Raw genomic sequence first — 24,021 nt, forward strand, 5'->3', positions numbered from 1 at the left:
TATGATTATGTTTTCTTAGTTATCTATGTCTCGCCATCCAAGGTCGACTTCCGCCCTGCTATTCCTCCGCCCTTCGCGATGTGAGCGAATAAGGTACTGCGCTTCAAACCCGTGCGGTAATCCTTTGCCAAAACCTTCATAGCCAGCGCCAATAATAACTGCTACGCCTTCAGCTTTTATTCCTAAGAGCCCTGCTCTGACGTAAGTTCCTTGAGTATTATGGGTATAGTATGAGTATGGATAGTCGCTGGCTACAAATGTCGCGTTTATCCATAGATTGGCATCGTCTTCGTAGAATGTTGAGTTGCCCTCGTCAAAAGCCTTTTTCACTAACTCTCTTCCAATATTAGCGCCTGAGTCAGCATGAAAAAATGATTCTTTAGAGTCGCGGTCATTGGCAGCCATAAAAATATTTAAGTCTGAGACTTCTAGTGCGGCAAAGCCTAGGGCTGCAAGAATTGCCAAGACAATGACTGCAATCACAAGTGCCGAGCCAGATTCATTGTTAGTCATATTTACAGAATGAGTATGCATATTCTGTGTTTCCTTGTTTTCCCTTGTTGTTCCATGTCACAATGCAGTTCATCTGTTTGCAAAAATCTTCTGGTGTTGCATTTGTAACGGAACAGTCGATGTTGTAGACTATGCCATCAATTGTTGTTGAATTGGAAGTGCCGTTGATTGAATTGAATGCTGAGTTCGTATATTGTTTGTGGCTCTCTTGTTCCAAGAATTCTTCTATCAACATGCTTGCTTTTGTCAGATAGTATGCTCTGCTGTCTTGGATTGTCGATCTCGCAATCATTGTGGAGACAGCAAGTAGCCCTACAGCTAGGATTGCTGATGCTATCAAGACTTCAACGAGTGTGAAGCCAGACTGCCTTGGCAATTGCTTCATTATCATCTTGTCACCTTTTAATCCAATCCCATGTTGCGTAACCAGACTCGAGTATGCATATTTCTATTGCCTATTTCGAGCGCCGCTCTGGCAGGGGATGGTGCTGCTGTTGCATTAATTTCAACCATGCGTATTTGGTCAACGTTTCCGCTGGTTGGATTGGGTATTTCAACACCGTTTGCATCAAAATATGAGAAACGCAAATCGCTGATGTTAGATGCCGCGCTGACCCAAGTGTCATCGTCGGGTATGTAAACAAGAAGGTGATTTGTGCTATTTCGTGTGTAGGCGATTATGTTTGTAGAATTGTTGTTGATTGATCTGCCGCGCGTACAGTATATTGATGTTTGATTTGTTGCTGTCGCATTAAATCCAAAATTTCCAATTCCCATTGGCCTGAAGCCACACATTCTGAGTTCCTCTGACATATCGACCAGTGCCGTAAGTAGCTCTTGCTGCATCATCGTTGTCTCTTCCTGTTTCGCAGCCATAAGATTGTGCACGCGGAAAACACTGTAGATGCCGGTCACAATAATGCCCATCATGACCAAGCCAACCAAAATTTCTACCAATGTCATGCCGGCTTGTTTGTTCCTCTCAGGCATGCTGCAGTCTCCTTAAACTAATTACTAATTGGTCACAATGCTGCCTGAAGAACTGACGGTTATAGTCAGCACCTTTCCGGCGTTGTTTTTTATTGGTAATGATCCAGCAACTGATGCTCTTCCGCGGCTGTTAAACGATGTGCTAAGCGATCCAGTAAGCTCAATTTTGCTTTGCAATGTTGAAATTTTAAATTGTCTGAATATTGTTCCATCATCCAGCCTTACGATACAAGAGTTTTCTTCTCCATCGGTGCAATTTAGGCTGACGCGCTGATTTCTCTTGATGGCCTCAATCCGCGCATCCTGGCACATGCTCACAATGGTCCGCGCTGCGCGCTTCAGGTTGGCCTGGGGTATCCATTTCATCAGAGCCATGCCTGATAACCCTGCCAAGATGGCAATTATCGCCACAAGGACGAGCAGCTCGACCAGACTGAAACCAAGTGATATCGACGGGGTGTTTTTTTTTGCGATCATGGCGCTTTCTTTGTTGATCATGGTGTACAAGGGGATATCGCATTTTTCCTAGTTATTTTCATATATCAAGTTAAGCAAGGTACACAAGCCTTTTCGTAGGTGAAAAAGGGTGGTCAGAGGGGAAAGTAAGTACCTTATGCGGCAGTAAAGTTGTCTAGTTTTAAGTAGGAAGCCTGACCGGAATACCTAACGGTAATGTAATTGTGTAACAAAAATTAAGCCATTCTCGAATCCTTATTCTCATTCTGAGAAATTCAGTCGCCTCAGGACGTTGCTTTGTTCATTCAGCCGTTTTTGTGCCGCACGGCCTTGTGGGATGACATATTTTGCTCGAAATGGACATTTTCTGCGCAAGTAAACTCGTCTGGAGAGGATTTGCTCAGTGCTACCAGCGTAATAAAGGCGTTACCCGTCTGTTCAGCGAAGGAAGCTCCTGCGCCCCCTTCCCTCAATGAGTATTTTTTCGCCAGAACAGCCCGCCGGACTTGAAAGGCAGGGGCGATTCGATCTCGATATTCAAGATCTTGCCAGTGGTTGACTGGGTGATGGCATTTAGTGTGTGCTTTTCACTGGCGTACACCGTGGGGTTTGCGGCCGGGCCTCGACCAAGATCGATGGTGGCGGGGAAGTTTCCGCTTGCATGTCGCAATGAGGGCCAGAAGTACGGGGTGCCTGTTTTGTAGTAGAGCGTCCAGAGGCGGCTTATCCCATCTGCCGAGCAGGCGTCTTGATCAGGCGTAAAGCTTGTAAAAATCACAGCGCCGCCCATTACCGCCGCCTGGCTCAGCGCTCTTTCTCCCGCATCCGTGAATGTGTACTTCCAGCCCGAAGCCTGGTCCAGGTTGCTGGTGAGCCATGCCCAGTCCTTGGTGGAATTCGAGTTTCCATCCATCTGGATTATGCCGACGCAATCAGGCGCATATTTCCCCTCCCCGCACGATCCTCGCGTTACGGCAATCTTGTTGCTGTCAAAGAGCTGCTGGATCGATACCGCGTTCCAGTTCTTGTTCCCGCCGGATTCCGGTTCCATGACGCCGTAAAAGCCCATTGGCGCGGATTGGGTGAGTTCGTCGCGGTTGAATAACCTTCCGGTACCGAAGTAAATCCAGAGTCTGTCCTTTTCGTCAACGGTAACCGCCGGGGCGGCATTCACAGGCTCGCCCACGTCGGCCAGGATGGAAGTTTCCCATCCTTCAGGATGGCCGTTCCCGGTCCGTAGTCGGTAAATCTTGCCCGTTGCACTGGTTGAACTTCCGGCCAAGGTTCCGAAATAGACGAGGTCTGTGCTGAATTTTCCAGACCCATTCCTGGAGCCGACATCAAGATCGACGCACACGGGATCGGAAATGAACGACCTAGCTTCCGTGAAGGCGAAAGGGGTCCCTTTCGAAGTGGTCACGCCGGTGCCGTCCACGGTCTTGACTGTCTTCTCCGTGAACAGGGCGCTCAGGTCCAGCACGAAAAGCTTGCCGGGTTGGTCGCTGGTTTCGTGCATCAGCTTGCTTCGAGCGGCGTGTCCGCTTCCGTCGGCAGGCCCGGATCCGAAGACCATGTACCACCTGTTGGTGACGAGATTACCGGCGTCGATGCTGCTCATCGGCATCACAGCCGGGGAGCAGGTTGTGAAACCCTGGCCGGGCATGGATATTTCTGCCAGCACATTGGGCGGGGATTCGGGATCGGTGACGTCCATTATTACGTATGCCGAGGTCACGGTTCGGTCTATGCTTGGGTTCAGCCCGTTGCCGTCGCTCTTGTCGATGTCCGCCTCCATGGCCGCCCCGCCCATGCGCATCCCTGCGACAAGGACGGTTCCCCAGCCGCCTGGGTATGTGCCCTCATCTATGGATGTGACTCCGTCAGACATGAAGAAGATCCGGGCGTCGAAGACCCGAGGTGTCAAATCCATGTAGGCGACATGCAGCTTCTCGCCGTAATCCTGATGCATGAGCCATTTGAGATGTGGAAGCAGGTTGTAGGGGACGAAGGCCCAGAGCTCCATGCCGAGGGGAAATTGCGTCAACGTACCTCGCGCCACATCGAAAGCGCGGGTTTCGGGGTTCCAGAATCCACCGTTGAACGCATGCAGCATGCCGTCATTGGCACCGACGTAAGCGACCTGTCGGCGGTACTGGTATCGTTTCACGAACGCCTCGTAGGTCGCATCGTTATATATGAGATGGTAGTTTTCGGAGGGCCGGCCCGCCACTGTTGGCGCAGAGGAGACGATGTCGCCCAACCGCCAGGGAACCCCTCCATGCATGCGGCTTCGAGTCGAATCGACGATGCCCTCGATCGTGGCATTGCCGACCTCCGCATCGCGGATGAAGTCAACCTGCCGCTTGGCCAGCGTGCTCTGGAAATTGGAGAGCGCAGCCGAATTGTCTTGCCGGAGAGCATTGATCGCATTCTGCGCAGGGTCGGCAAGATCGAGTTCCAAGGTTCCGGAGCCTGATTCGAACAAAGTCAGGAAGTTGTAAAAGAAATCCGGAGAGTTGAGCGTATTGTCGGCAGGGCTGGCCGGAAGCGCAAAAGGCTGGATTTCTTCGTTGGAGGCGGAGGCGACCATGTCCTGGTTTTTGTCCACAAAGGTCACGATGTAACGGTTCGGGGCGGCAACCGTGTAACTCGAACGCTGCGTGACCGCCTGCTGGTCGGTCAGGCTGTTGAGCCAGGCGCTTGTGGACCACAGGAAGCGGATGTCGGCGATGCCATGCAGTGCCGTGGCGTTTTTCTCCTCTTCCTCGATGACTCCGCTCCCGTCGGCGTCAACGTGGACGAATATCTCTCCCCCTGCGAATTCGACGACCCTGTCGGCGGTCAGGTCCAGACGTTGGTTGGAGTTGGTGTCCTCGCGAAGGTTGCCCTTGGCGTCCAGCAGGTAGGCGTGGACCTGGCCCGACCAGGGCGGGGCAATGTGGCCTGTCCGGCTGGGTGGAAAGAAGAGCGCCTGGTATGCGGCCCCTTCGCCGGTTCGCGCCAGTGTTGTGACGGTCATTGCCGTGCCGGAAGCGACTTCGGGCGCGTCGAGCAACAGGACGCGGGTGACGTCCTGTTCCAGCCTTTGCCCTGCCTGGACGGTGAAATAGTTGTCGGGCAGGCCGTCGCCATCGGCATCGAACTCTGCCTGCATGTCTGGCAGGTTGTTGCCGTTCATGTCCCTGAATTTTCCGTGCCGCGCCGCGTCCAGGAGAAGGTTGCTCGGGCCGTCGGTTACGGTAACGGCGTAGAAATCTGCGTTCTGCGTTCCCTCCATCCCGTCCTCGGGCCTCAAGTCCGTGGTTTGGCCAAAATATGCCATATCGATCAGATAGGTGCTCCCGCTTGGGTGCAGGGAATACTCATTTTCCGGTCGTTTTATCGTTGCCAGATTTTTGAATTTGCCGGGAACGCCGTGGTCGCCGGAACTTTCCCCGGCACTGACCAAAATGACGCTTTGCCGCGAGCAGGGAACGGTTTGCCCCCTGGACGGGAAATAAAAAGGATCGCCTGTCTGGGGGGCCTGTTTGTCACCCGAGATATTCATGGACTGTGTACAAGGTCGCTGCGAGGGGCGCCTCTCCCTGTGGGCGCACGGAGTTGACGGTGCTTACGATGCGCTCGAGTTCGACCTCGTCGTCGCTCATGGGGTGGCGGTTGATCCCGCCTTCCTCGAGGGTGAAGAGAGCGATGCGGGCCTTTTTCCCAATGGCCTGAAGCAGCCCGCTTTCAGCTTCGCCTTTGACACGCAGAACATATTGGTGCTCGACTTCAGCCCCGGACACGATCATCGAGTTTTCTTCATCCGCAAGCCTGCAGGTGACAGGTCCGCGCAGAGGCGTCATGTGCGCGAGTCGTCCGCCGTGGTCGCGCAGTGGTGTCGTGTCATCGTATTCGAAGCCATCCGTTCCATGGCCATGTTCCATTTCGTAGCAGTTGTCGGTGACCACGAATTTTCCGCCGCTCAGCAGTTTGCGCGCGACGTCGATGCGCAGCTTCACCGCCCAGTTCAGGAAATTGCCGCTCCATTGTCCCGTAGCGTTGTCCGGGGCAAAGTGGGCGTTGTCGGCTTCGTCAATGTAGGCGTAATACGTGTCGGGATCGAAATATCCGAAGTATTGCCGCGCAGCGTTGAATGGACCGGAATATGCCCGCTGGAGCATGCTTGCGGACGTATCCAAAACAAAGGTGACGGAAGGCTTTTCCTCCATGGTCACAAAGGGGGGGAGCCAAAGGAAATCGGCGCCTCGGTAGGCGGCGGCACCGGAAACCGAGAGCATGAACAGGCAAACGAACGCTATTGCAACAGGTTGGGGATAGTTCTTCCTCTTCATTGATTGATGTGCCTCCAGCCCAGATCCACTTGCGCTACGCTTTTATGGGCGCCCTGCCTGTGCGAGCGGATGAGGTAGCTGCTGAAGGTTCCGCCCGAGGCTGCGCCCCGGCCTGCGCTTCCATACCCCGTCCCGCCCTGTATGGCGCTGCCCGGAACTAGCCCTGTTTCGATGAAGCCGGCCCGGACATACGTGCCTTCGGACCCGTGACTGTGCCATTTGACGGGAAAGTCATCGGGGTCGAAGCCGCTTTTGTTTTCCCACGCGGATGCGTTGGTGGCGGGGGTGCCGTCGTTATAGAACGTGGAATTGGCCGAGGCGATGGCTCTTTCCAGGTATTCGTGGCCTGCGTTCGCGCCCGAGTCCGCCAGGAAGAATGCGTTTTTTGCGTCGTTGCCGTTGGCCGCCATGAGGATGTTCAGGAGCGCCGTGTCGTTTGCGGCCAGACCGATCACCCCGAGCAGGGCAAGGATGATGATGGCCACGACAAAGACCATGCCGGACTGGTTGCGGGAGGGTTCCGGGCAGGGTTCAGAATTTTGGGGAGAGAACATAGATGTACCGTGCGCTGGCTTGGAAGCCGCTGGTGTTCCATGAGAGGGTTCAGGTCATTTCCTTGCAGCGCTCCACGGGCATGCTGTCGGTCAGGGTGCAGTTCAGGGAATATCGTACGCCATCGATGACGGCGGTTGCGTTCGAATCAGCCAGGACGTTGAATTGTTTGGCGGAATACTGGGCGGGAATGGACTTTTCCAGGAATTCCTCGACCAGATGGCTGCCCTTGGAGATGTGGCCTGAGCGGAACTGCTGCGATGAGGCCTGGGCGATGAGGGATGCGACGCCCATCAGTCCGATGCTCAGAACGGCCGCCGCAATGAGGACTTCGATAAGCGTGAAGCCTCGACAGGTCTGTTTTTTGAATAGCTGAAGATGGCGGGTTTTGGAGGGTGAAACTGCTTTCAGGGCTTGGTTCAGACGCAAAGGGAGGGTGTGGCGTGTCATGTGTCGATCTACTCCGAAACCACACTGCCTGAAGGCCGAACCGTTACCGTGCGGGACAGGCCGGTGTTGTTGCGGATGGTTATGGACCCGGCCACGGTGGCCCTGCCGAGGCCGTTGAAATGGGTGGTGAAGGATTTGGTGTGGGCTACGCTGTTCCTCAAGCCGTTGAGGTCGAAGAGCCGCAACAGGGTATTGTCGTCGCGCACCCTGATTTCACATGTGTTGCGCAGCATGTCGCACTGCAGTCTGATTTGTTCGTTTCGTTTGATGGCTTCGAATCTGGCGTGTCGGCACATGCTGACAATGGTCCTGGTCGCACGGTCCATTTCGGCCCCAGGCAGGGCGGAGAGGAGGGACGTGCCGCAAAGGGTCGTCAGTATGGCCACGACGCCCAGGACCATGAGCGCCTCAAGGAGCGTGAAGCCCCTGGTCACGGCATTTTGTCCATGTTCGTATTTCGGCACCAGACCATGGCGGACATGGTGCTGTTGCCGATGCCCATCCCCGCGTGTGATGGAGAGGGGATCGCGGTGATTCGCACGCGCACGCCGCGGATGCTTTGCGTGTGCGTTTGCGGGTCTTCGATGATGTCGCCGCGGTCATCAAAATAAGTGAAACACAGGTCGCCGATGTTGGTGTTGACCGGTTGCCAGCGAACGGCTCCGGTGTCGTATTTGCGCAGCACATTGTCGGGCACCGACTTGGCGGAACCGTCGTTGGCGACGTTGATCCTGAAGCCCGCGTGTTCACGCAGGCTGCCGCTGTCGCCTTCATTGACGACCCCGTCGGCGTTCATGTCCTGGGTGCAATAGACTGTGCTTTGCGTCGTGGTGCGTCCGTAATCCGGTACGCCTGTTCCGGGTCTGTGGGAGAATCCGAAGCCCGGGGCCGCGTGTGCCGAAAATCCGCACATCCGCAGTTCGTCGGAAATGAGCGAGATGGCGGATAGCAGCTCCTGCTGCATGAGGGAGGCTTGGCTCAGCCTGATGGCCATGCGTTGATGGGTCTGAAAAAGGGTGAAGATCGCGCCGAGGATCAGGGCGGAAATGGCCATGGCGACAAGCAGTTCAATGAGGGTCATGCCTGATTGGCCGCATCGTTTTTGAAAGACTTCGGTCATGGTGCGTGTCTGTGGATGTGGGGAATTGCAATCCAAAATTCACAGAACGCTACGCGTTGCAGCGGCGAATTCCAATAAAGGCTGGGCCTTAAATCGGCAGGTTGGAAGGTCGGTAGGAAAGGTGGAAAATGAAGGGCGGCCTGGGCATTGTGTGCCCAGGCCGCCCTTGGAATTGAGCCATGTGACCGTTACTTGTCCACGATAGCGCAGTCGGGGTTGGGGCACCACCATTCGTCCTTGTCGCCGGTGATGGCCTTGACCTCGCCCTCTTCGAGCATCGCGGCCGTCTGGCCGTTCAGTTCCTTGCACTTGCGGCCGGAAAGTTTCTTTTTCGTGTCGCCTGATATGGACAGGGGCTTTTCCTGTTCGTTCGTCATGGTAGACCTCCTTGGTTTCTTCTGTGTGGAGTATAGCCGCGGCGTCGCACGCTGACAACATGGTCAGATCGCGCTCTCCAGATGCCTTCTCCGTATGGATGCGGAAGGCGTGCTGAATGATGTGGGTATGATACCCTGTTTGAGTCTTCATGGATTTTCATATATCCACGCCTTATGAGCGAAATGCGACTACATATTTTTATCCCTTGCGCACTGACGTCCCACGGTTTCCGCTACCTTGCGGTGGAGGTGGCGTGAACCGGGAGCGGTCCATCCTGGTCGTCGATGACGACGAAGGCGTTCGGCAGATCCTGCAGGATCTGCTGGCTTCGGTCGGGTACAGGACGGTCTTTGCGGGCGACGGCGAGGAGGCCCTGCTCAGGCTTGAGAATGGGGATGTGGATCTCGTCGTGTCCGACGACAGGATGCCCGGCATGAGCGGCCGCGAACTGCTCTGGGAGTGCGTGCGGCGCTGGCCCGGGCTGCCTGTCGTGCTGCTGACCGGGTACGGCACCGTTCCCGAGGCCGTGGAGGCCATCAAGGCCGGGGCCGTGGACTACCTGCTCAAGCCCTTTGACGGCCGGGAGCTGCTCGGCAAGATCGCGGCCATCCTGGCGGTCAGGGATACCCGCGCCTGGACCGGGGGACGGGGTCTGCTGGCGGAGGAGCTGTGGGGCGGGAAGAGCCCGGCCATGCAGCGTCTATGCAAGCTCATCGAGCGTGTCGCGCCGACGGAAGCCACGATCCTCCTGCTTGGCGAATCCGGCACGGGCAAGGAAAAGATCGCGGGCCTCCTGCACCGCCTGAGCCAGCGCGCGTACGGGCCATTCGTTGTGGTGGATTGCGGCTCCACGCCGTCCACCCTGCTCGAAAGCGAGCTCTTCGGGCACGCCAAGGGCGCCTTCACCAACGCCTTCAAGGACAAGAAGGGCCTTGTGGCCGAGGCCCATGGCGGGACCCTTTTCCTGGACGAGATCGGCAACATCTCCTCGGAGATGCAGCTGCGGCTCCTGCGCTTCCTGCAGGAGCGCCGCATCCGCCGCGTGGGCGACGTGACCGAGACGCCCGTCAACTGCCGGGTCATCGCCGCCACCAACGCGGATCTTGTCGAACTGGTCCGGCGCGGGGAATTCCGCGAGGACCTCTACTACCGCCTCAAGGTCATCGCCATCCAGGTGCCCCCGCTGCGCGAGCGAAAACCCGACATTCCCATCCTGGCCGAACGTTTCCTGCAGCTGTTCGCCGAGGACGGGCGCGTCCGCACTCTCGACCCCGAGGTGGCCGAGGCCATGCTCGACTATCCCTGGCCCGGCAATGTCCGCGAACTTCGGAACATGCTTGAAGCGGCCGTCATCCTGTCCTCGGACGGCGTCATCCGCATGGAGGACATGCAGTTCGAGGAAACCGACCTGGACGTCCCGTTGTCCGGCAACGTGCTCTCGCTTGAGGACAGCGAGCGGCAGGTCATCGTCAGCGCTCTGGAGAAAAGTAACTGGGTGGTTAAGGACGCCGCCGACCTGCTCGGCATCAGCCGGCGCACCATGCACTACAAGATCAAGAAATTCCGCATCGAAACAGGCAAGAAGGCGAGTTAGCCTTGTCCGGACACCGCTGAAAAAGGCGAAAGCGATCCTGCGCGTCATTCCCGCGAAGGCGAGAATCCATTCTTATCAGAGGGTTAAAAAAGCTCTTGGTCTCCTTCTCCAGAGGGGACGGCTTATTTCCGTGACGTCATATTTGGGCCTTCCCGATTCGCGTCTCCCTTCTTCCTAAGTGCTCGTCGTCTCCGATCATTGTCATCTTCCTCGGAATGATTACCAAATGAGAACTTGATTGGAGGGATGACCATGAAAAACATGCAGACACTGAAACATTTCATGCGCTATTTCGAGCCCCATTGCGAGGAGCGGGACGGCCGCAAGTACTGTTACGTCTCGGCCTTGGAATACCCCGAGGCCCAGGAGGCTCTGGACCTGTTCGGCGGGTACGGGTTTTTCGAAGGAGCGCCCAACTCCATCACCCTGAAATACGCGCATCTCGTTGAGGAGGACGGCGATGAGCGGTGGCATCTCGGCGCGGAGCAGACGCCCGGCGCGTACCCCGTCTGGGTGGCCTGGTAGGCTGGGCCGACCGAGGCCCCGGCCCTCAGGGAGGAATCAATGCGAATGCTGACCATCATACTCATGCTCTGCCTGAGCGCGGGAGGAGTCATGGCCGCGGAATACAAGAGCGCTGTGTTTGCCGGCGGGTGCTTCTGGTGCCTAGAAGGGCCTTTCGACGAATTGCCGGGCGTCATCGAGACCGAGTCCGGGTATACGGGCGGGACCGTGCCGAACCCCACGTACGAACAGGTGTCTGCGGGGACCACTGGGCATGTCGAGGCCATGCGCGTGGTCTACGACCCCGCGAAAGTCACTTTCGAAAAGCTGCTGTCCGTGTTCTGGCGCAACATTGACCCTACGGACGGAGGCGGGCAGTTCTGCGACCGTGGTCCGCAGTACCGCTCGGCGATCTTTTTTGCCGACGCCGGGGAGGAGGTCGAGGCGCGCAGGCAAAAGGCGCAGCTGGAAGAGGACAAAGGGATGCGGATCGTCACGGAGATTCTGCCCCGGGCAGAATTCTACCCCGCCGAGGAATATCATCAGGATTATTACACGAAGAATCCCCTGCGGTACCATTTCTACCGGCAGGGCTGCGGCCGGGACCAGCGCCTTCGGCAGATCTGGGGCGCAGAGGCCGGGGGCAAGGGATGACGCTTCCGGTGCGAGAAAAAGAAAGGGCCCGGTGTCCGCAACGAGCGGAAGCCGGGCCGACCTATATATAATGATATGAGTTGGGGGTCTTGCCCCTCAAGGCTTCGAGGCGGGGCGCGTTGTCCCGTCCCTCATTCCCGCGGAGGCGGGAATCCATCTTAAATGCTTTCGCTAGAACATTGCTACCCGTCTTGCCCTACCGTTCACTCCTCCCTGAGTTCCGCCTCGCTCATGAAGTTGCGCTCATAGCGCTGCCAGATGTCCAGGGCCATGCACAGGGGTTTGATCATGGGCACTGTATAGGTATGGAAGCGTTTGGCGTAGAGATATTCCCTGAATCTCGCGACATGGGTGGAGAGGCCGCGCGGGGAGACGATGAAGGGCTTGCCGATGGTGCGCCTGAATTCCACCAGCCGCTCGGGCAGGTACTCGGACAGGTAGGGCACCTGCAGGTAGATGGCGGCCATGATGACGTCGGTGTTCGGGTCTTCTGCGATGATCTCCAGGGCGCGCATGAGCCGCCGGTCGTCGCAGTTGCCGAGGAGGTCCAGGGGGTTGTTGCCGACGTTGACCAGCATCTGCTCCAGGTCGTCGGGATTGGCGGCCTTGATGTTTTCGCGCAGGAGGTCCTGCAGGCGCCGCCGGGTTTCGGGGGCGAACTGGGCCAGCTCCATGCCTTCGGCCGTGATCTGGTCCGCCAGGAGCACGGCCGCGCCGCCGCCGACGCTGACCACTGCCGTGCGCTTGCCCTTGGGCCGCGGCTGGGTGGTCAGGATGGAGAGCACGTTGACCATGATCTTGGGATCCTCGGTCAGTTCCTCGATGAGGTAGAAGCCGGCCTGGGAGCAGCAGGCCCGGAAGGCCTCGTGGCTACCGGCCAGGGAGGCCGTGTGGGACATGGTCGCCTCCTTGCCGCCGCCGGAGCCGCCCTTGATGATGACCACGGGCTTTTCCGCCGCCACCTGCCGGCCGATCTCCATGAGCTTCAGCCCTTCGGACAGCCCTTCGAGGTAGATGGCGATCACGTCGATGCGCGGGTCCTGGCCCATGTGCGCCAGGATCTCGGGCACGCCCACGCTGCTCGAATTGCCGCAGGAGACCCACTTGCCCACGCCCACCCGGTCGGCGTCGAGCATTTCCATCAGCTCCATGCCGATGCCGCCGCTCTGGGAGATGATTCCGATGCCGCCGGGTTCGCGGATGACGCCCGTGCGGTGCGGCGGGATGAACATGGTGTTGAGTCCGGAGAAATTGTCGATGACGCCCAGGCAGTTGGGACCGATGTAGCTGACCCCGTACTGCTGGCTCAGGTCCCGCAGGCGGTTTTCCAGCTCCCGCCGGCCGGACTCGGCGAAGCCGTCGCTGATGATGATGGCGCCCTTGCCCCCGGCCAGGCAGAATTTTTCGAACTCCCGCACCACGGTCTCGGAGTTGACCACGAACACGGCCATCTCCGGCACCTCCGGCAGGCTCTCAAGGTTCGGGTAGCAGCGCATGCCCTGCAGCATGTCCGTGCGCGGGTTGATGGGGTAGACCTTGCCCAGACGGCGCAGGTTCTTGAGCACGATGCCGCCCACGGTGCCGGTGTTGGAGGCGCCGTAGAGGACGATGGACGCCGGGTTGAAGATGGTCTGCAGGCTGGACATGGTGGCCGGGGAGACGTCGGTCCGGCTGGGGTAGTGGATGGGTTCGCCGGCGATGAGGCGGGCGTCGACGATGGCGAAGCCCTCCTCGTAGACGATGACCGGGTTGAGGTCGAGTTCGTGGATCTCCGGGTGCTCGGCCATGAAGCGCGAGACGCTCATGGCCAGCCGGATGACGGCGGCCTTGTCCAGGGCCGGTCCGCGGAAGCCGTCCAGGATTTTCCCGGCCATGGTCCTGCCCAGCATGGCGCGAACGTCATGTTCTTCCAAGATGCCGATGCCCGGAGCCACGTCCGCGAAGAGCTCTACGAAGCGGCCGCCCGATCCGATCATGGTCATGGGCCCAAAGCTCGGGTCCTGGGTGGCCCCGATGAGGATTTCCTGGCCGGCCTTGACCATGGGCTGGATCAGGATGCCATCGATGGCGCCGACCCCTGCTGTGCGGACATTCTCCATGAGCCGGTCGTAACCGGCCTCCACGGCGCTCTCGTCAGGAAGGTTCAGCAGCACGCAGCCCAGGTCCGTCTTGTGGATGATTTCGCTGGAGACGGTCTTCATGGCCACGGAGAAACCAAGCTCCCGCGCCGTACGCACGGCCTGCTCCCGGCTGCGGACCATGCGACCCAGGACGGGGATGCCGTAGGCGTCCAGAAGAATCCGGCTTTGTTCGAATCCGAGCTGGGTGGGTTCCATTTTGGTGTCTCCTTGGTATTGTGTCTGTGGATCATGAGGGCGGCCACGAATTTTTGCAAGAGGGTGCCCATTGTGACCTGTCCGCGCACGCTGGCATGGGCTGGATGGAAAGCGCGCCAAATGCCATTATGACACGCAGAATCGGCGGAAGGAAGGCCCGACGTTCGTTCATCATTCAATATATAGTCGTTTTGGCAGGAAAAACGCCGAACTCCCTTGACCTGAAGCAAAGTTGGGAGGATATGGACGGCAAGGTTTTTTTGAGCTGTGGCAGTCTGAACATCAGCCAACCGCGGAGGGCGGACATGAGCATGGAGATTCTGGAACTGGTCAAGCGTCGGGATCCGGGCGAGGTCGAATTTCATCAGGCCGTGAGCGAAGTCATGGAATCCATTGCGCCGGCCCTGGAGCGCAATCCCGAATACCGGCGCGCGGGGATCGTGGAGCGCATGGTCGAGCCGGAGCGTGTCATCATCTTCCGGGTCCCGTGGATGGACGACCAGGGCGAAGTACACGTCAATCGCGGTTTCCGGGTGCAGATGAACAGCGCCATCGGGCCTTACAAGGGCGGCATCCGCTTCCATCCGTCCGTGAACCTGGGCATCCTCAAGTTCCTGGCCTTCGAGCAGGTCTTCAAGAACTCCCTGACCACCCTGCCCATGGGTGGGGGCAAGGGCGGGGCGGACTTCGACCCCAAGGGCAAGTCCGACGCCGAGGTGCAACGCTTCTGCCAGAGCTTCATGCTCGAACTCTTCCGCCACATCGGGCCCAACACCGACGTGCCGGCCGGCGACATCGGCGTGGGCGCGCGTGAAGTCGGTTTCATGTTCGGCATGTACAAGAAGCTCTGCAACGAGTTCACGGGCGTGCTGACGGGCAAGGGCGCATCCTGGGGCGGCAGCCTCATCCGGCCCGAGGCCACGGGCTACGGCGCGGTCTATTTCGCCGCCGAGATGCTGGGGGCCAAGGGGAAGACCCTCGAAGGCACGCGCAGCCTGGTCTCCGGTTCCGGCAACGTGGCCCAGTTCACCATGGAGAAGCTCCTGCAGATGGGCAGCACGCCGATCACGTTTTCGGATTCGTCAGGGTACATCTTTGACGAAGCCGGCATCACCACGGAAAAGCTGGCCTTCATCAAGCATCTGAAGAATGTCCGCCGAGGCCGGGTCAAGGAGTACGCCGAAGCCTATCCCGAGGCCGTGTTCACGCCCGTGGATTTCGGGCTGGGCTATAATTCTCTCTGGGCCCACAAGGCGGACTGCGCCTTTCCCTGCGCCACGCAGAACGAAATCAACGGCATCGACGCCCAGCACATGGTCGACGGCGGGGTGCGGGCCGTGGCCGAGGGCGCGAACATGCCCACCAACCACGATGGCGTGCGCATTCTCCAGGACAGTGGTGTGCTCTTCGGGCCGGGCAAGGCGGCCAATGCCGGCGGCGTCTCGGTTTCGGGCCTGGAGATGACCCAGAACAGCATGCGTCTGAGATGGACCAGGGAGGAAGTGGACGACCGCCTGAAGCTCATCATGAAGACCATCCACAAGGTCTGCATGGACACGGCCGAGGCCTACGGCAAGCCCTTCAACTACGTGGCCGGGGCCAATATCGCCGGCTTCGCCAAGGTGGCCGACGCCATGCTGGATCAGGGCGTTGTTTGATCGGACTTTCCCCTGTCCCAATTCTGCAAAGCCGGTTCGCCGGCTTTTTTCTTTGCCTGGCCGCGTTGCTCGCAGGACCGGCTTTGGGTAGGCTCGCGTCCATCCCAAGGAGGAGACCAAATGCCCTTCACCCCCGCGCTGCAGCTCGTGGCTCAGGATTCGGAGTTCCGCAAATTTCACGACCTCATGGCCCGAAAGGTCCAGAACATTCTCCTTGTTTCCACGGCCTACGACGCCTGGGTCATGGAGGAGGACTGCAAGCTCTCGGAGCGCATCGTGTCCGAGTACCAGGGCCTCAACCTGAGCCGTCCGCCGCGCCTGACCTGGGCGTCCAGCGCCGATGAGGCCTTGGCCTTCCTGGCCGAGCGGACCTTCGAGCTCATCATTCTCATGCCGCAGCTGGCCGAGCGCGAGGCCCTGACCCTGGGGCGGCGCATCAAGGAGCTGAACCTCGGCATCCCCGTCTACCTCCTGACCCATCGCGAGGTCTTCCTGCCCGGCGAGAGCCCGGCCGAGGGCATCGACCGGCAGTTCGTCTGGACCGGCAACGCCGACCTGCTGGTGGCCCTGGTCAAGAACGCCGAGGACGCCATGAACGTGGACTTCGACACGAAGAGCGTGGGCATCCGCGTCATCATCGTGGTCGAGGACTCGCCGCGCTACCAGTCCTGCCTGCTGCCCATCCTGTACCGGGAGCTTGTGGTGCAGACCCAGGAGGTCATCCGGCAGGGCCTCAACCAGGAGCACCGTCTGCTGACCATGCGCTGCCGGCCCAAGATCCTCCTGGCCGGCACCTTCGAGGACGGCCTGGACCTGTTCCGGAAATTCGAGCCCTATGTCCTGGGCGTCATCTCCGATGTCCGCTACCCCCGGGCCGGGCGGCTCGACCCGTCCGCGGGCGTCGATCTGCTGGCCGCCATCAAGGCCCAGCGCTTCGACATCCCGCTCCTGCTCATGAGCAATGAGCCGGAGAACGCCAGGAGGGCGCAGGAGATCCCGGCCAACTTCGTGGACAAGAACTCGCCGACGCTGCTGGCCGATGTGCGGCGTTTCGTGCTGGATCGCCTTGGGTTCGGGGATTTCGTCTTCCGCGACGCAGATGGCGGCGAAATCGCGCGGGCCGGGAGCATGTTCGCCCTTGAGGAGTGCCTCAAGACGATGCCCGCCGAGGTCCTTGTCCACCATTCCCGGCACAACGATTTCTCGCGGTGGTTCTTCGCCCGCACGGAATTCGAGCTTGCCGACCGGCTGCGGCCCATGAGCGAGAAGGATTTCGCCTCGCCGGAGCTTCTGCGGCAGGGCGTGCTGCAGATGGTCAGGATGCGTCGGGAGCAGCGGCAGAAGGGCATCGTGGCCAATTTCAACCCCAAGGATTTCGACCCGACCACCGATTTTTTCAAGATCGGGGAGGGATCCCTGGGCGGCAAGGCCAGGGGGCTGGCTTTCCTGTTTTCGCTCCTGAACCGCATCCCGGCCCTGCAGGACAAATATCCCGGCGTCGAGTTCGCCATGCCCAAAACCTTGGCCATCGCCACGGAAGGCTTCGACGCGTTCGTCAGGGTGAATGATCTCAAGTGGTTGGCGGAAAAGGACATCCCGGACGAAGAGGTCCTGCGGACCGTCGGGAAGGCGCGCTTTCCGAGATGGCTGCGCAATCAGCTCAGGGCCTACCTGGCCCAGGTGAGCCACCCGCTGGCCGTGCGCTCGTCGAGCCTGCTGGAGGACGCGCAGTTCCAGGCCTACGCCGGGCTCTACTCGACCCTCATGGTGCCCAACAACCACCCGGACCTCGATACCCGGCTGGAGGAGCTGATCCTGGCCATCAAGCAGGTCTGGGCCTCGACCTTCTACCAGGCGCCCAAGGCATTTTCGCGCCGTGTCAGCCAGCGCACGGACGAGGAGAAGATGGGGGTGCTCGTGCAGCAGGTCATCGGCGAGGACTACGGCGGCTATTTCTACCCGGCCATTTCCGGCGTGGCCCAGTCCTACAACTACTACCCCTTCGGGCGCATGAAGCCCGAGGACGGGGTGGCGACCATCGCCCTGGGCTTCGGCAAGATCGTCGTGGACGGAGGGCAGACCCTGCGTTTCTCGCCGCGCCATCCCAACATTTTGCCGCAGTGCCCGACGGTGGAGCTGGCCCTGCGCACGGCCCAGACCGAGTTCTACAGCCTGCCGCTGGAGCGCTGGCCCTGGCCGCGCACGGACTTTTCCCTGGTGCGGCGCAACATTGTCGAGGCCGAGGCCGCGGGCCCCCTGCCGCTCGTTGCGTCGACGTTTCTGCCCGAGGAAGGGCGCATCCGCGACACGGCTTCCATCCCGGACCGGCCGCGGGTGCTCCTCTTCGCCCCGGTGCTCAAGCACAGGCTTCTGCCCCTGGCGGAGATTCTGCAGGACGTCATGGCCGTGGCCGAGTCGGCCATGGGCTGTCCCGTCGAGATGGAGTTCGCCTGCAACCTCTACCCCGGCAAGGAGCGCAGGCCCGTGTTTTCGCTCCTGCAGCTGCGCCCCATGTCGGCCCGGGCCGACCTGAACCGCGTGACCATCAGCGAGGAGGACCGGGCTCGGGCCTTCTGCCTGTCGACCCACGCCCTGGGCAACGCCGAGAAAACGGACGTGGAGGATATCGTCTATGTCCGGCCCTCGGGCTTCGAGGTGGAGAAGACGGTGCAGATCGCGGCGGAAATCGGCCGCATAAACGCGCGGCTCATGGACGCGGGGCGCAAGTACCTGCTGGTGGGCCCCGGCCGCTGGGGCACGGCGGACCGCTGGCTCGGCATCCCCGTGGCCTGGAACGACATCTGCGGCGTGGCCGCCATCGTCGAGACCGCCTCGGCCCAGCTGCGGGTGGAGCCGTCGCAGGGCTCGCATTTCTTCCACAACATCACGACGCTGGGCATCAACTACATCATGGTCTCGGGCAAGGAGGGGGAGCGCTTCGATTGGGACTGGCTGGAGGCGCAGGAAATCTCGGGCATGGACGAGCATGTCGTGCATGTCCGGCTGCCGAAGCCCATGCGCATCAAAGTCGACGGCCGGACTTCGCACTGCGCGATCATTCCCGATGACGGGGGCAGTCGTGGGTGGGTGGTTGCTGCTCCTCCCGCCCCGGGGTGCTGTGCTACGGGGACCGGGGCGCAAGGTGAGCCCGGGCCGTGCGTACTATGATGTCGCCGACGCGTTCCGAAAGGGCGCTCTGCAGACTCCAGCACTGGTAATAGTGGGGCACGCGCAGGGTTTCGCCGGGGGCGAGGTCGACCAACTCGCCGTTTTTCAGGTGCGGTTCCGCCAGGTTGCGCGAGACCATGCCGAAGGCGCCGCCCTGGAGGATGAGCCCCTGGAAGCCGATGTTGGACGGCATGACGTGCACGGGCGGGCTGACCTCCCGGCCGAAGCGCTGCTGCAGGAATTCGTGCTGCAGGGCGTCCTTGTGGCTGAACATGACCATGGGCGCCTGGCCTGCGGCCTCGATGTCGAAGCCGTCCGGGCAGTGCCGTGCCCGGAAGTCGGGAGTGGCCACGCAGAGGTATTCCATGTCGCCCAGATCGCGGGTCGCCAAGCCCTGGAAATTCGCCGGGGTCGAGGTGATGGCGCCCTGCACCTCGCCCGAGCGCAGGTAGGCGTGGGTCACGGACTGGTCGTCGACGACGAGGTCCAGGAGTACCTTGGCCTCGGCCAGGATTTCCCGTGCGCCCGCCAGGAACCACGTGTCCAGGCTGTCGGCGTTGACGGCCAGGGCTACGGTGACGAAATCGTCCGACCGTTCCGGGGCCAGTTCCTCGAAGAGGGACTGCTCCAGCATGGAGAGCTGCCGGAAATGCCGCAGCACGGCCATGCCCGCAGGGGTGGGCCGCACCGGGGCCGACCGGACCACGAGCATCTGCCCCACACGCTCCTCCAACTGGCGGACCCGCTGGGAAACGGCGGATTGGGTCAGGAAGAGCGCGCGTGCGGCCTTTTCGAAGCTCTGTTCGGTAATGACCGCGGCCAGGGCCTGGAGATGTTTGGCATCGAGCATAAATTTTACTTATGATATAGAAAAATTATTCGTTTTCCTTATATATAGTTCTCCCTTATTGGCCAGGGCATCACAGCGCAAGGAGAACATCATGATCACGACGCCATTTCTACAGGGCATGGGGACCGGGGCCGGCCTCATCATCGCCATCGGGGCCCAGAACGCCTTTGTGCTGAACCAGGGCCTGCACCGCAATCATCATCTCACGGTGGCGCTCATCTGCGCCATGAGCGACGCGTTGCTTATCACCCTCGGCCTGTCCGGCATGGGCGTGGTTCTGGCGCAAAGCAGCGAATTCGCGGCATGGGCAACATGGCTCGGCGCCGTGTTTCTGTTCTGGTACGGTCTGCGTTCCTTTCGTTCGGCGCTGCGCTCGGGCGGCCTGGAACCGGGGGAGCGTGTGCGCATGGGCCTCGGGGCCACCGTGGCCGCCACGCTGGCCGTGACTTACCTCAACCCGCACGTCTACCTGGACACCGTGCTCCTGCTCGGCTCCATCGGCGGACGCTACCCCGAGGCGGAGCGCTTTTTCTTCGGCGCCGGCGCGGCCACGGCCTCCCTGGCCTGGTTTCTGGCCCTGGGGCTCGGCGCGCGCCTGCTGTTGCCCTTTTTTCGCCATCCGCGTTCCTGGGCCGTGCTCGACGTCCTGGTGGGCCTGACCATGTGGGGCGTGGCCGCGTCCCTGGTCACGGGGGCCCTGGGCGCATAACGCCGCCACGGCCCACTTTACCCCGAGGCCTGCGGCGGCTATCACCTCCCCAACGGAGGAACGATGGCCAAGAACTACGACCCGCGCATGCACACGGCGGAACACATCCTCAACCAGACCATGGACCGGCTCTTCGCCTGCGGCCGCTGCTTTTCGGCCCACGTGAACCCCGACAAGGCCAAGTGCGACTACCATTTCAACCGCGACCTGACCGAGGTTGAGGCACGCGACGTGGAGGCGAGGGTGAATGCCGTCGTCGCCGCCGACCTGCCGGTCTTCGCAGAAAGTATGGCCAGGTCCGAGGCCGAGCCTCTCTTCAACCTTGAACGGTTGCCCGATGGCTCGTCAGACGAGTTGCGCATCATCCGCATCGGCGAATACGACGCCTGCCCATGCATCGGCGAGCACGTTGATCGCACCGGAGCGCTCGGCGCCTTCCGCCTGACCACCCATTCCTTCGAGAACGGCGTGCTCAGGCTGCGCTTCAAGCTGGCCAAACCCGCATGACCGGGGGCGCTCTTCCCGCCCACGGCGGCAACGTCATTGCCGCGGCCAATGCCTTGGGCTGCGGCCCGGAAGAGATTCTGGACTTCTCTGCCAACATCAACCCGCTGGGTCCGCCGTCCTGGCTGCGGCCGGTCGTGGCCCGGGCCCTGTCCGCGGCGGGGCATTACCCCGAACCGCGCGCCGATGCCCTGCGGCAGATGGCCGCGGAGCGTCTGGGGATAGGTCCGGAAAACGTGGTGGCCGGGAACGGCTCCTCGGAGCTGCTTTACGCCCTGCCGCGCGTATGCAGTTCCATGGGCATCCGCCGCGCCGTGCTACCCGTACCGTGCTACGGTGACTACGACCGGGCCTGCGCGACTGCGGGCCTTGTCTGCGAGCGTCTGACCCTGCGGCCGGAAACGGACTTCTGCCTGGACTGGACGGGCGTCGAAGCGTTGCTGGCCGATCCCGCCCTGGTCATTCTCGGCCAGCCATCCAACCCCGCAGGCGTCCTGCTCGAGCCGGAACGCATTCTCGACATGGCCGACCGGCACCCGGCAAGCTTTTTCCTGGTGGACGAGGCCTTCGCCGACTTCGTGCCCGGACTCTCCCGGTTGGGTACGCGTATCCGTCCGAATCTTTTCGTGCTCCACTCCCTGACCAAGTTCTTCGCCATCCCCGGCTTGCGGCTGGGGCTCGGGTACGGGGCTCCCGACGTCTGCGCGGCCGTCGGCCGCCTGCTGCCTGACTGGAGCGTCAACGCCCTGGCCCAGGCCGTGGGCAAGGAAGCGCTGCGCGACGCGGATTACGCCGCCCGGACCGTGGAGGCGGTTGCCGGGCTGCGGGGCCGCTTGTCGGCCGACCTCTCGGAATTGGGACTGGCCGTTTTTCCGGGGAGCGCCAACTACCTCCTGTGTCGCAGCCCAGGCCCGGGCGCCTCCGACGTGCAGGCCAAACTCCTGCCGCACCGGATTCTCATCCGCAATTGCGCAAATTACGCGGGCCTGGACGCCGGCTTTTTCCGGGTGGCCGTCCGCAGCGCCGAAGAAAACGAGCGACTGGTCCAAGCCCTGGCGGAAGTTTTCGTGCCCGGCAGGCTTCGGCGCAAAGCCGTCCGCAGGACCCCGGCCATCATGCTGCAGGGCCTGTCCTCCAATGCCGGCAAATCGGTCCTGACGGCCGCCCTGTGCCGCATCTTCCTGCAGGATGGTCTGAGCGTCGCCCCGTTCAAGGCCCAGAACATGTCCCTCAATTCTTTCGTGACCCGCGCCGGCGGCGAGATGGGAAGGGCGCAGGTGCTGCAGGCCCAGGCCTGTAGGCTTGAGCCGGACGTGCGCATGAACCCGGTCCTTCTCAAACCCAATTCCGAGACGGGCTCCCAGGTCATCGTCCTTGGACGGCCTCGGGGCAACATGAGCGTGGGTGAGTACATCCGCTTCAAGCCGTCGATTTTCGAGACGATCACCGCGGCCTACGACGAATTGGCGGCAGCCAGGCAGGTCATGGTCCTCGAAGGGGCGGGCAGCCCGGCCGAAGTCAACCTGAAGTCCCACGACGTGGTCAACATGCGCATGGCCCGGCACGCCGGGGCGCGCGTGCTCCTGGCCGGCGACATCGACCGGGGCGGGGTCTTCGCCTCCTTCGTCGGCACCATGGAGGTCATGGAGGAGTGGGAGCGGGCGATGGTGGCGGGCTTCATCGTCAACCGCTTCCGGGGCAAGCGGGAACTCCTGGGCGACGCCGTCGACTACGTCCGCCGCTTCACCGGGATGGAGACCTTCGGTGTGGTGCCGTATCTGCATGACCTTGGCCTGCCGGAGGAGGATTCGGTCAGCTTCAAGGAAGCTCGGACGGGCTGCGGCAAGGCGGAACTGACGATCGTGGCCGTGGATCTGCCGCATATTTCCAACTTCACGGACCTCGACGCCCTGCGGATGGAACCGGACGTGGACGTGCGCATCGCCCGCGCGCCGCAGGATTTGGAGGGGGCTGACGCCGTCATCCTGCCGGGCTCGCGCAATGTGTTCACGGACTTGGAGCACCTTTGGAGTTCCGGCCTGGCTCAGGCCGTGCTGGCCAGTTCCGCCGAGATCATCGGCGTCTGCGGGGGCCTGCAGATGCTCGGGGAGCGGATCGACGACCCGCAGGGCGTGGAAAGCGGCGGCCGCTCGGCCCGTCCGCTGGGCCTGCTGCCAGTGGCCACGGAAATGGCGATCGACAAGGTGCTGTGCCAGGCGGACTGCGTCTTCCTGCCCACGGACGAGGGGGTGCGTGGCTACGAGATCCACCACGGTCGGACGCGCGTTCTCGATGGCTCCGCCCATGCGGTCATGAGCCGCGCCGACGGGGCCGTCATCGGCTGGGGTCGGAAGGACGGCATGGTCTGGGGAACGTACCTGCACGGGGTGTTCGATGCCGACGTGTTCCGCCGTTCCTTCCTGGACCGTCTGCGGGTGCGCAAGGGACTGGCCCCTCTGCGCAGAGTCCAGGCGGTCTATGACCTGGAGGCCGCCTTGGGCAGGCTGGCGGGTGTGGTGCGCGAGAATCTCGACATGGAGAGGATTTACCGTCTTCTCGGGTAGCTCCCGGCCCTGCAGCGCATCCCCCGTTCCGCGGCGGATGCGGCGGTGCGTGAGCCGGGCCGCCTTGACAAATGCCTTCCGCCGTGTTCCCGAAATCGTCCATGACCTCCCATGCATCCGATGCGTCCGTGCCGGTTCGCGGCCGGCTGGCCCCCAGCCCAACCGGCCATCTGCACCTGGGCAACGCCTGGGCGTTCCTGCTGTGCTGGCTGGCCGTCCGTTCAGCCGGCGGGAGGTTGGTGCTGCGCATGGAAGACATCGATCCGGCGCGGTCGAAGGCGCATTTCGCCGAGGCCATCATGCGCGATCTGGACTGGCTGGGCCTGGACTGGGACGAGGGGCCCGACGTGGGCGGCCCGTTCGGTCCGTACACGCAGAGCGAACGCCTCGGGCGCTATACAGAGATTATCGAGACGTTGACCCGCCTTGGGCACACCTATCCTTGTTACTGCACGCGCAAGGAACTCAAGACCATGGCCTCGGCCCCCCATGCCGAGGACGTCGGACCCGTCTATCCAGGAACCTGCCTCTGGCTTTCGGCTGACGAGCTGGCCGAACGCGAAGGGCAGGGGCGCAAGCCTTCCCTGCGCCTGCATGGGAGTGCGGAGACGGTCTTCGAGGATTTGGTGCATGGTGAAGTGCGCCTTGGGTGGATGGACTGCGGAGGGGATTTCCCCTTGCGCCGTT

General features: G+C 61.1%; 22 protein-coding genes (1 of these 22 running past the window's edge). 9 read left to right on the plus strand and 13 right to left on the minus strand.

All coding sequences use genetic code 11. The features are described from left to right. Positions 1-15 precede the first annotated feature (15 nt). The 11 genes from ACZ5AC_RS17680 to ACZ5AC_RS17730 form a co-directional block, all read right to left on the minus strand. A complete protein-coding gene (locus ACZ5AC_RS17680; protein WP_464248869.1) occupies positions 16-534 on the minus strand; it encodes a pilus assembly PilX family protein in 519 nt (172 codons plus the stop codon). Next, the gene (locus tag ACZ5AC_RS17685) at positions 506-904 is read right to left on the minus strand and encodes a type IV pilus modification PilV family protein (RefSeq protein ID WP_464248870.1); all 399 of its coding nucleotides are present in this window, start codon (positions 902-904) and stop codon (positions 506-508) included. The genes ACZ5AC_RS17680 and ACZ5AC_RS17685 overlap by 29 nt, the downstream gene beginning before the upstream one ends. A gap of 11 nt (positions 905-915) precedes the next feature. Beyond that, on the minus strand, positions 916-1,503 hold the full coding sequence (locus ACZ5AC_RS17690; protein ID WP_464248871.1) for a PilW family protein: 588 nt from the start codon (positions 1,501-1,503) through the stop codon (positions 916-918). Between the two features lie 24 nt (positions 1,504-1,527). After that, positions 1,528-2,001: a GspH/FimT family pseudopilin gene (locus ACZ5AC_RS17695; RefSeq protein WP_464250632.1), complete on the minus strand. Its 474-nt coding sequence runs from the start codon at positions 1,999-2,001 to the stop codon at positions 1,528-1,530. A gap of 427 nt (positions 2,002-2,428) precedes the next feature. After that, positions 2,429-5,506 (minus strand): pilus assembly protein, encoded by a 3,078-nt coding sequence (locus ACZ5AC_RS17700; protein ID WP_464248872.1) that lies wholly within the window; start codon positions 5,504-5,506, stop codon positions 2,429-2,431. Next, entirely contained in the window at positions 5,490-6,293 is an 804-nt protein-coding gene (locus ACZ5AC_RS17705; protein ID WP_464248873.1) for a hypothetical protein, read from the minus strand. Before ACZ5AC_RS17705 ends, ACZ5AC_RS17700 begins: the two co-directional genes overlap by 17 nt. Next, complete coding sequence (locus tag ACZ5AC_RS17710; RefSeq protein ID WP_464248874.1) at positions 6,290-6,847, minus strand: pilus assembly PilX family protein; 558 nt, start codon at positions 6,845-6,847, stop codon at positions 6,290-6,292. The genes ACZ5AC_RS17705 and ACZ5AC_RS17710 overlap by 4 nt, the downstream gene beginning before the upstream one ends. Positions 6,848-6,896: 49 nt before the next feature. Continuing rightward, positions 6,897-7,295: a type IV pilus modification PilV family protein gene (locus tag ACZ5AC_RS17715; RefSeq protein ID WP_464248875.1), complete on the minus strand. Its 399-nt coding sequence runs from the start codon at positions 7,293-7,295 to the stop codon at positions 6,897-6,899. An 8-nt stretch (positions 7,296-7,303) separates the two neighbouring features. Next, entirely contained in the window at positions 7,304-7,729 is a 426-nt protein-coding gene (locus ACZ5AC_RS17720) for a GspH/FimT family pseudopilin (protein WP_464248876.1), read from the minus strand. Continuing rightward, the gene (locus ACZ5AC_RS17725) at positions 7,726-8,415 is read right to left on the minus strand and encodes a PilW family protein (RefSeq protein WP_464248877.1); all 690 of its coding nucleotides are present in this window, start codon (positions 8,413-8,415) and stop codon (positions 7,726-7,728) included. The genes ACZ5AC_RS17720 and ACZ5AC_RS17725 overlap by 4 nt, the downstream gene beginning before the upstream one ends. 188 nt (positions 8,416-8,603) lie before the next feature. After that, entirely contained in the window at positions 8,604-8,792 is a 189-nt protein-coding gene (locus tag ACZ5AC_RS17730; RefSeq protein WP_464248878.1) for a hypothetical protein, read from the minus strand. Positions 8,793-9,046: 254 nt separating this feature from the next. Between ACZ5AC_RS17730 and ACZ5AC_RS17735 the strand changes: the two genes are divergently transcribed. The 3 genes from ACZ5AC_RS17735 (at position 9,047) to msrA (ending at position 11,545) form a co-directional block, all read left to right on the plus strand. Continuing rightward, complete coding sequence (locus tag ACZ5AC_RS17735) at positions 9,047-10,387, plus strand: sigma-54-dependent transcriptional regulator (RefSeq protein ID WP_464248879.1); 1,341 nt, start codon at positions 9,047-9,049, stop codon at positions 10,385-10,387. Positions 10,388-10,639: 252 nt separating this feature from the next. After that, positions 10,640-10,912, plus strand: a complete 273-nt coding sequence (locus tag ACZ5AC_RS17740; RefSeq protein ID WP_464248880.1) for a hypothetical protein — start codon at positions 10,640-10,642, stop codon at positions 10,910-10,912. A 45-nt stretch (positions 10,913-10,957) separates the two neighbouring features. Then, a complete protein-coding gene (msrA, locus tag ACZ5AC_RS17745; protein WP_464248881.1) occupies positions 10,958-11,545 on the plus strand; it encodes a peptide-methionine (S)-S-oxide reductase MsrA in 588 nt (195 codons plus the stop codon). 203 nt (positions 11,546-11,748) lie between these two features. Here the strand turns inward: msrA and ACZ5AC_RS17750 are convergent, their stop codons facing one another. Further along, complete coding sequence (locus ACZ5AC_RS17750) at positions 11,749-13,881, minus strand: acetate--CoA ligase family protein (RefSeq protein ID WP_464248882.1); 2,133 nt, start codon at positions 13,879-13,881, stop codon at positions 11,749-11,751. A 311-nt stretch (positions 13,882-14,192) separates the two neighbouring features. Between ACZ5AC_RS17750 and gdhA the strand changes: the two genes are divergently transcribed. Both gdhA and ACZ5AC_RS17760 read left to right on the plus strand, forming a co-directional pair. Beyond that, a complete protein-coding gene (gene gdhA, locus ACZ5AC_RS17755; protein ID WP_464250633.1) occupies positions 14,193-15,539 on the plus strand; it encodes an NADP-specific glutamate dehydrogenase in 1,347 nt (448 codons plus the stop codon). A 120-nt stretch (positions 15,540-15,659) separates the two neighbouring features. Continuing rightward, on the plus strand, positions 15,660-18,707 hold the full coding sequence (locus ACZ5AC_RS17760; protein WP_464248883.1) for a PEP/pyruvate-binding domain-containing protein: 3,048 nt from the start codon (positions 15,660-15,662) through the stop codon (positions 18,705-18,707). On the opposite strand, the gene ACZ5AC_RS17765 is transcribed toward ACZ5AC_RS17760, so the two are convergent. Continuing rightward, on the minus strand, positions 18,661-19,557 hold the full coding sequence (locus ACZ5AC_RS17765) for a LysR family transcriptional regulator ArgP (protein ID WP_464248884.1): 897 nt from the start codon (positions 19,555-19,557) through the stop codon (positions 18,661-18,663). The genes ACZ5AC_RS17760 and ACZ5AC_RS17765 overlap by 47 nt on opposite strands. Before the next feature lie 91 nt (positions 19,558-19,648). On the opposite strand from ACZ5AC_RS17765, the gene ACZ5AC_RS17770 reads away from it, so the two are divergent. The 4 genes from ACZ5AC_RS17770 to gluQRS form a co-directional block, all read left to right on the plus strand. Beyond that, positions 19,649-20,266 (plus strand): LysE/ArgO family amino acid transporter, encoded by a 618-nt coding sequence (locus ACZ5AC_RS17770; RefSeq protein WP_464248885.1) that lies wholly within the window; start codon positions 19,649-19,651, stop codon positions 20,264-20,266. Positions 20,267-20,329: 63 nt separating this feature from the next. Further along, entirely contained in the window at positions 20,330-20,773 is a 444-nt protein-coding gene (locus ACZ5AC_RS17775; protein ID WP_464248886.1) for an alanyl-tRNA editing protein, read from the plus strand. Next, complete coding sequence (locus tag ACZ5AC_RS17780; RefSeq protein WP_464248887.1) at positions 20,770-23,334, plus strand: cobyric acid synthase; 2,565 nt, start codon at positions 20,770-20,772, stop codon at positions 23,332-23,334. Before ACZ5AC_RS17775 ends, ACZ5AC_RS17780 begins: the two co-directional genes overlap by 4 nt. 101 nt (positions 23,335-23,435) lie before the next feature. Next, positions 23,436-24,021, plus strand: the 5' portion of a protein-coding gene (gluQRS, locus tag ACZ5AC_RS17785; RefSeq protein ID WP_464248888.1) for a tRNA glutamyl-Q(34) synthetase GluQRS. It continues 413 nt past the right edge of the window; the window shows 586 of its 999 coding nt (coding positions 1-586); its start codon is at positions 23,436-23,438; the stop codon falls past the right edge of the window.

Source organism: Desulfomicrobium aestuarii, from assembly GCF_055385525.1.

Coding starts and splice junctions, on each gene's coding strand:
- ACZ5AC_RS17705 (WP_464248873.1), bottom strand. CDS start 6,293: ATGAAGAGGAAGAACTATCCCCAACCTGTTGCAATAGCGTTCGTTTGC.
- ACZ5AC_RS17700 (WP_464248872.1), bottom strand. CDS start 5,506: ATGAATATCTCGGGTGACAAACAGGCCCCCCAGACAGGCGATCCTTTT.
- ACZ5AC_RS17780 (WP_464248887.1), top strand. CDS start 20,770: ATGACCGGGGGCGCTCTTCCCGCCCACGGCGGCAACGTCATTGCCGCG.
- ACZ5AC_RS17760 (WP_464248883.1), top strand. CDS start 15,660: ATGCCCTTCACCCCCGCGCTGCAGCTCGTGGCTCAGGATTCGGAGTTC.
- ACZ5AC_RS17750 (WP_464248882.1), bottom strand. CDS start 13,881: ATGGAACCCACCCAGCTCGGATTCGAACAAAGCCGGATTCTTCTGGAC.
- ACZ5AC_RS17680 (WP_464248869.1), bottom strand. CDS start 534: ATGCATACTCATTCTGTAAATATGACTAACAATGAATCTGGCTCGGCA.
- ACZ5AC_RS17730 (WP_464248878.1), bottom strand. CDS start 8,792: ATGACGAACGAACAGGAAAAGCCCCTGTCCATATCAGGCGACACGAAA.
- ACZ5AC_RS17725 (WP_464248877.1), bottom strand. CDS start 8,415: ATGACCGAAGTCTTTCAAAAACGATGCGGCCAATCAGGCATGACCCTC.
- ACZ5AC_RS17765 (WP_464248884.1), bottom strand. CDS start 19,557: ATGCTCGATGCCAAACATCTCCAGGCCCTGGCCGCGGTCATTACCGAA.
- msrA (WP_464248881.1), top strand. CDS start 10,958: ATGCTGACCATCATACTCATGCTCTGCCTGAGCGCGGGAGGAGTCATG.
- ACZ5AC_RS17685 (WP_464248870.1), bottom strand. CDS start 904: ATGATAATGAAGCAATTGCCAAGGCAGTCTGGCTTCACACTCGTTGAA.
- ACZ5AC_RS17775 (WP_464248886.1), top strand. CDS start 20,330: ATGGCCAAGAACTACGACCCGCGCATGCACACGGCGGAACACATCCTC.
- ACZ5AC_RS17690 (WP_464248871.1), bottom strand. CDS start 1,503: ATGCCTGAGAGGAACAAACAAGCCGGCATGACATTGGTAGAAATTTTG.
- ACZ5AC_RS17715 (WP_464248875.1), bottom strand. CDS start 7,295: ATGACACGCCACACCCTCCCTTTGCGTCTGAACCAAGCCCTGAAAGCA.
- gdhA (WP_464250633.1), top strand. CDS start 14,193: ATGGAGATTCTGGAACTGGTCAAGCGTCGGGATCCGGGCGAGGTCGAA.
- ACZ5AC_RS17770 (WP_464248885.1), top strand. CDS start 19,649: ATGATCACGACGCCATTTCTACAGGGCATGGGGACCGGGGCCGGCCTC.
- ACZ5AC_RS17710 (WP_464248874.1), bottom strand. CDS start 6,847: ATGTTCTCTCCCCAAAATTCTGAACCCTGCCCGGAACCCTCCCGCAAC.
- ACZ5AC_RS17695 (WP_464250632.1), bottom strand. CDS start 2,001: ATGATCAACAAAGAAAGCGCCATGATCGCAAAAAAAAACACCCCGTCG.
- ACZ5AC_RS17740 (WP_464248880.1), top strand. CDS start 10,640: ATGAAAAACATGCAGACACTGAAACATTTCATGCGCTATTTCGAGCCC.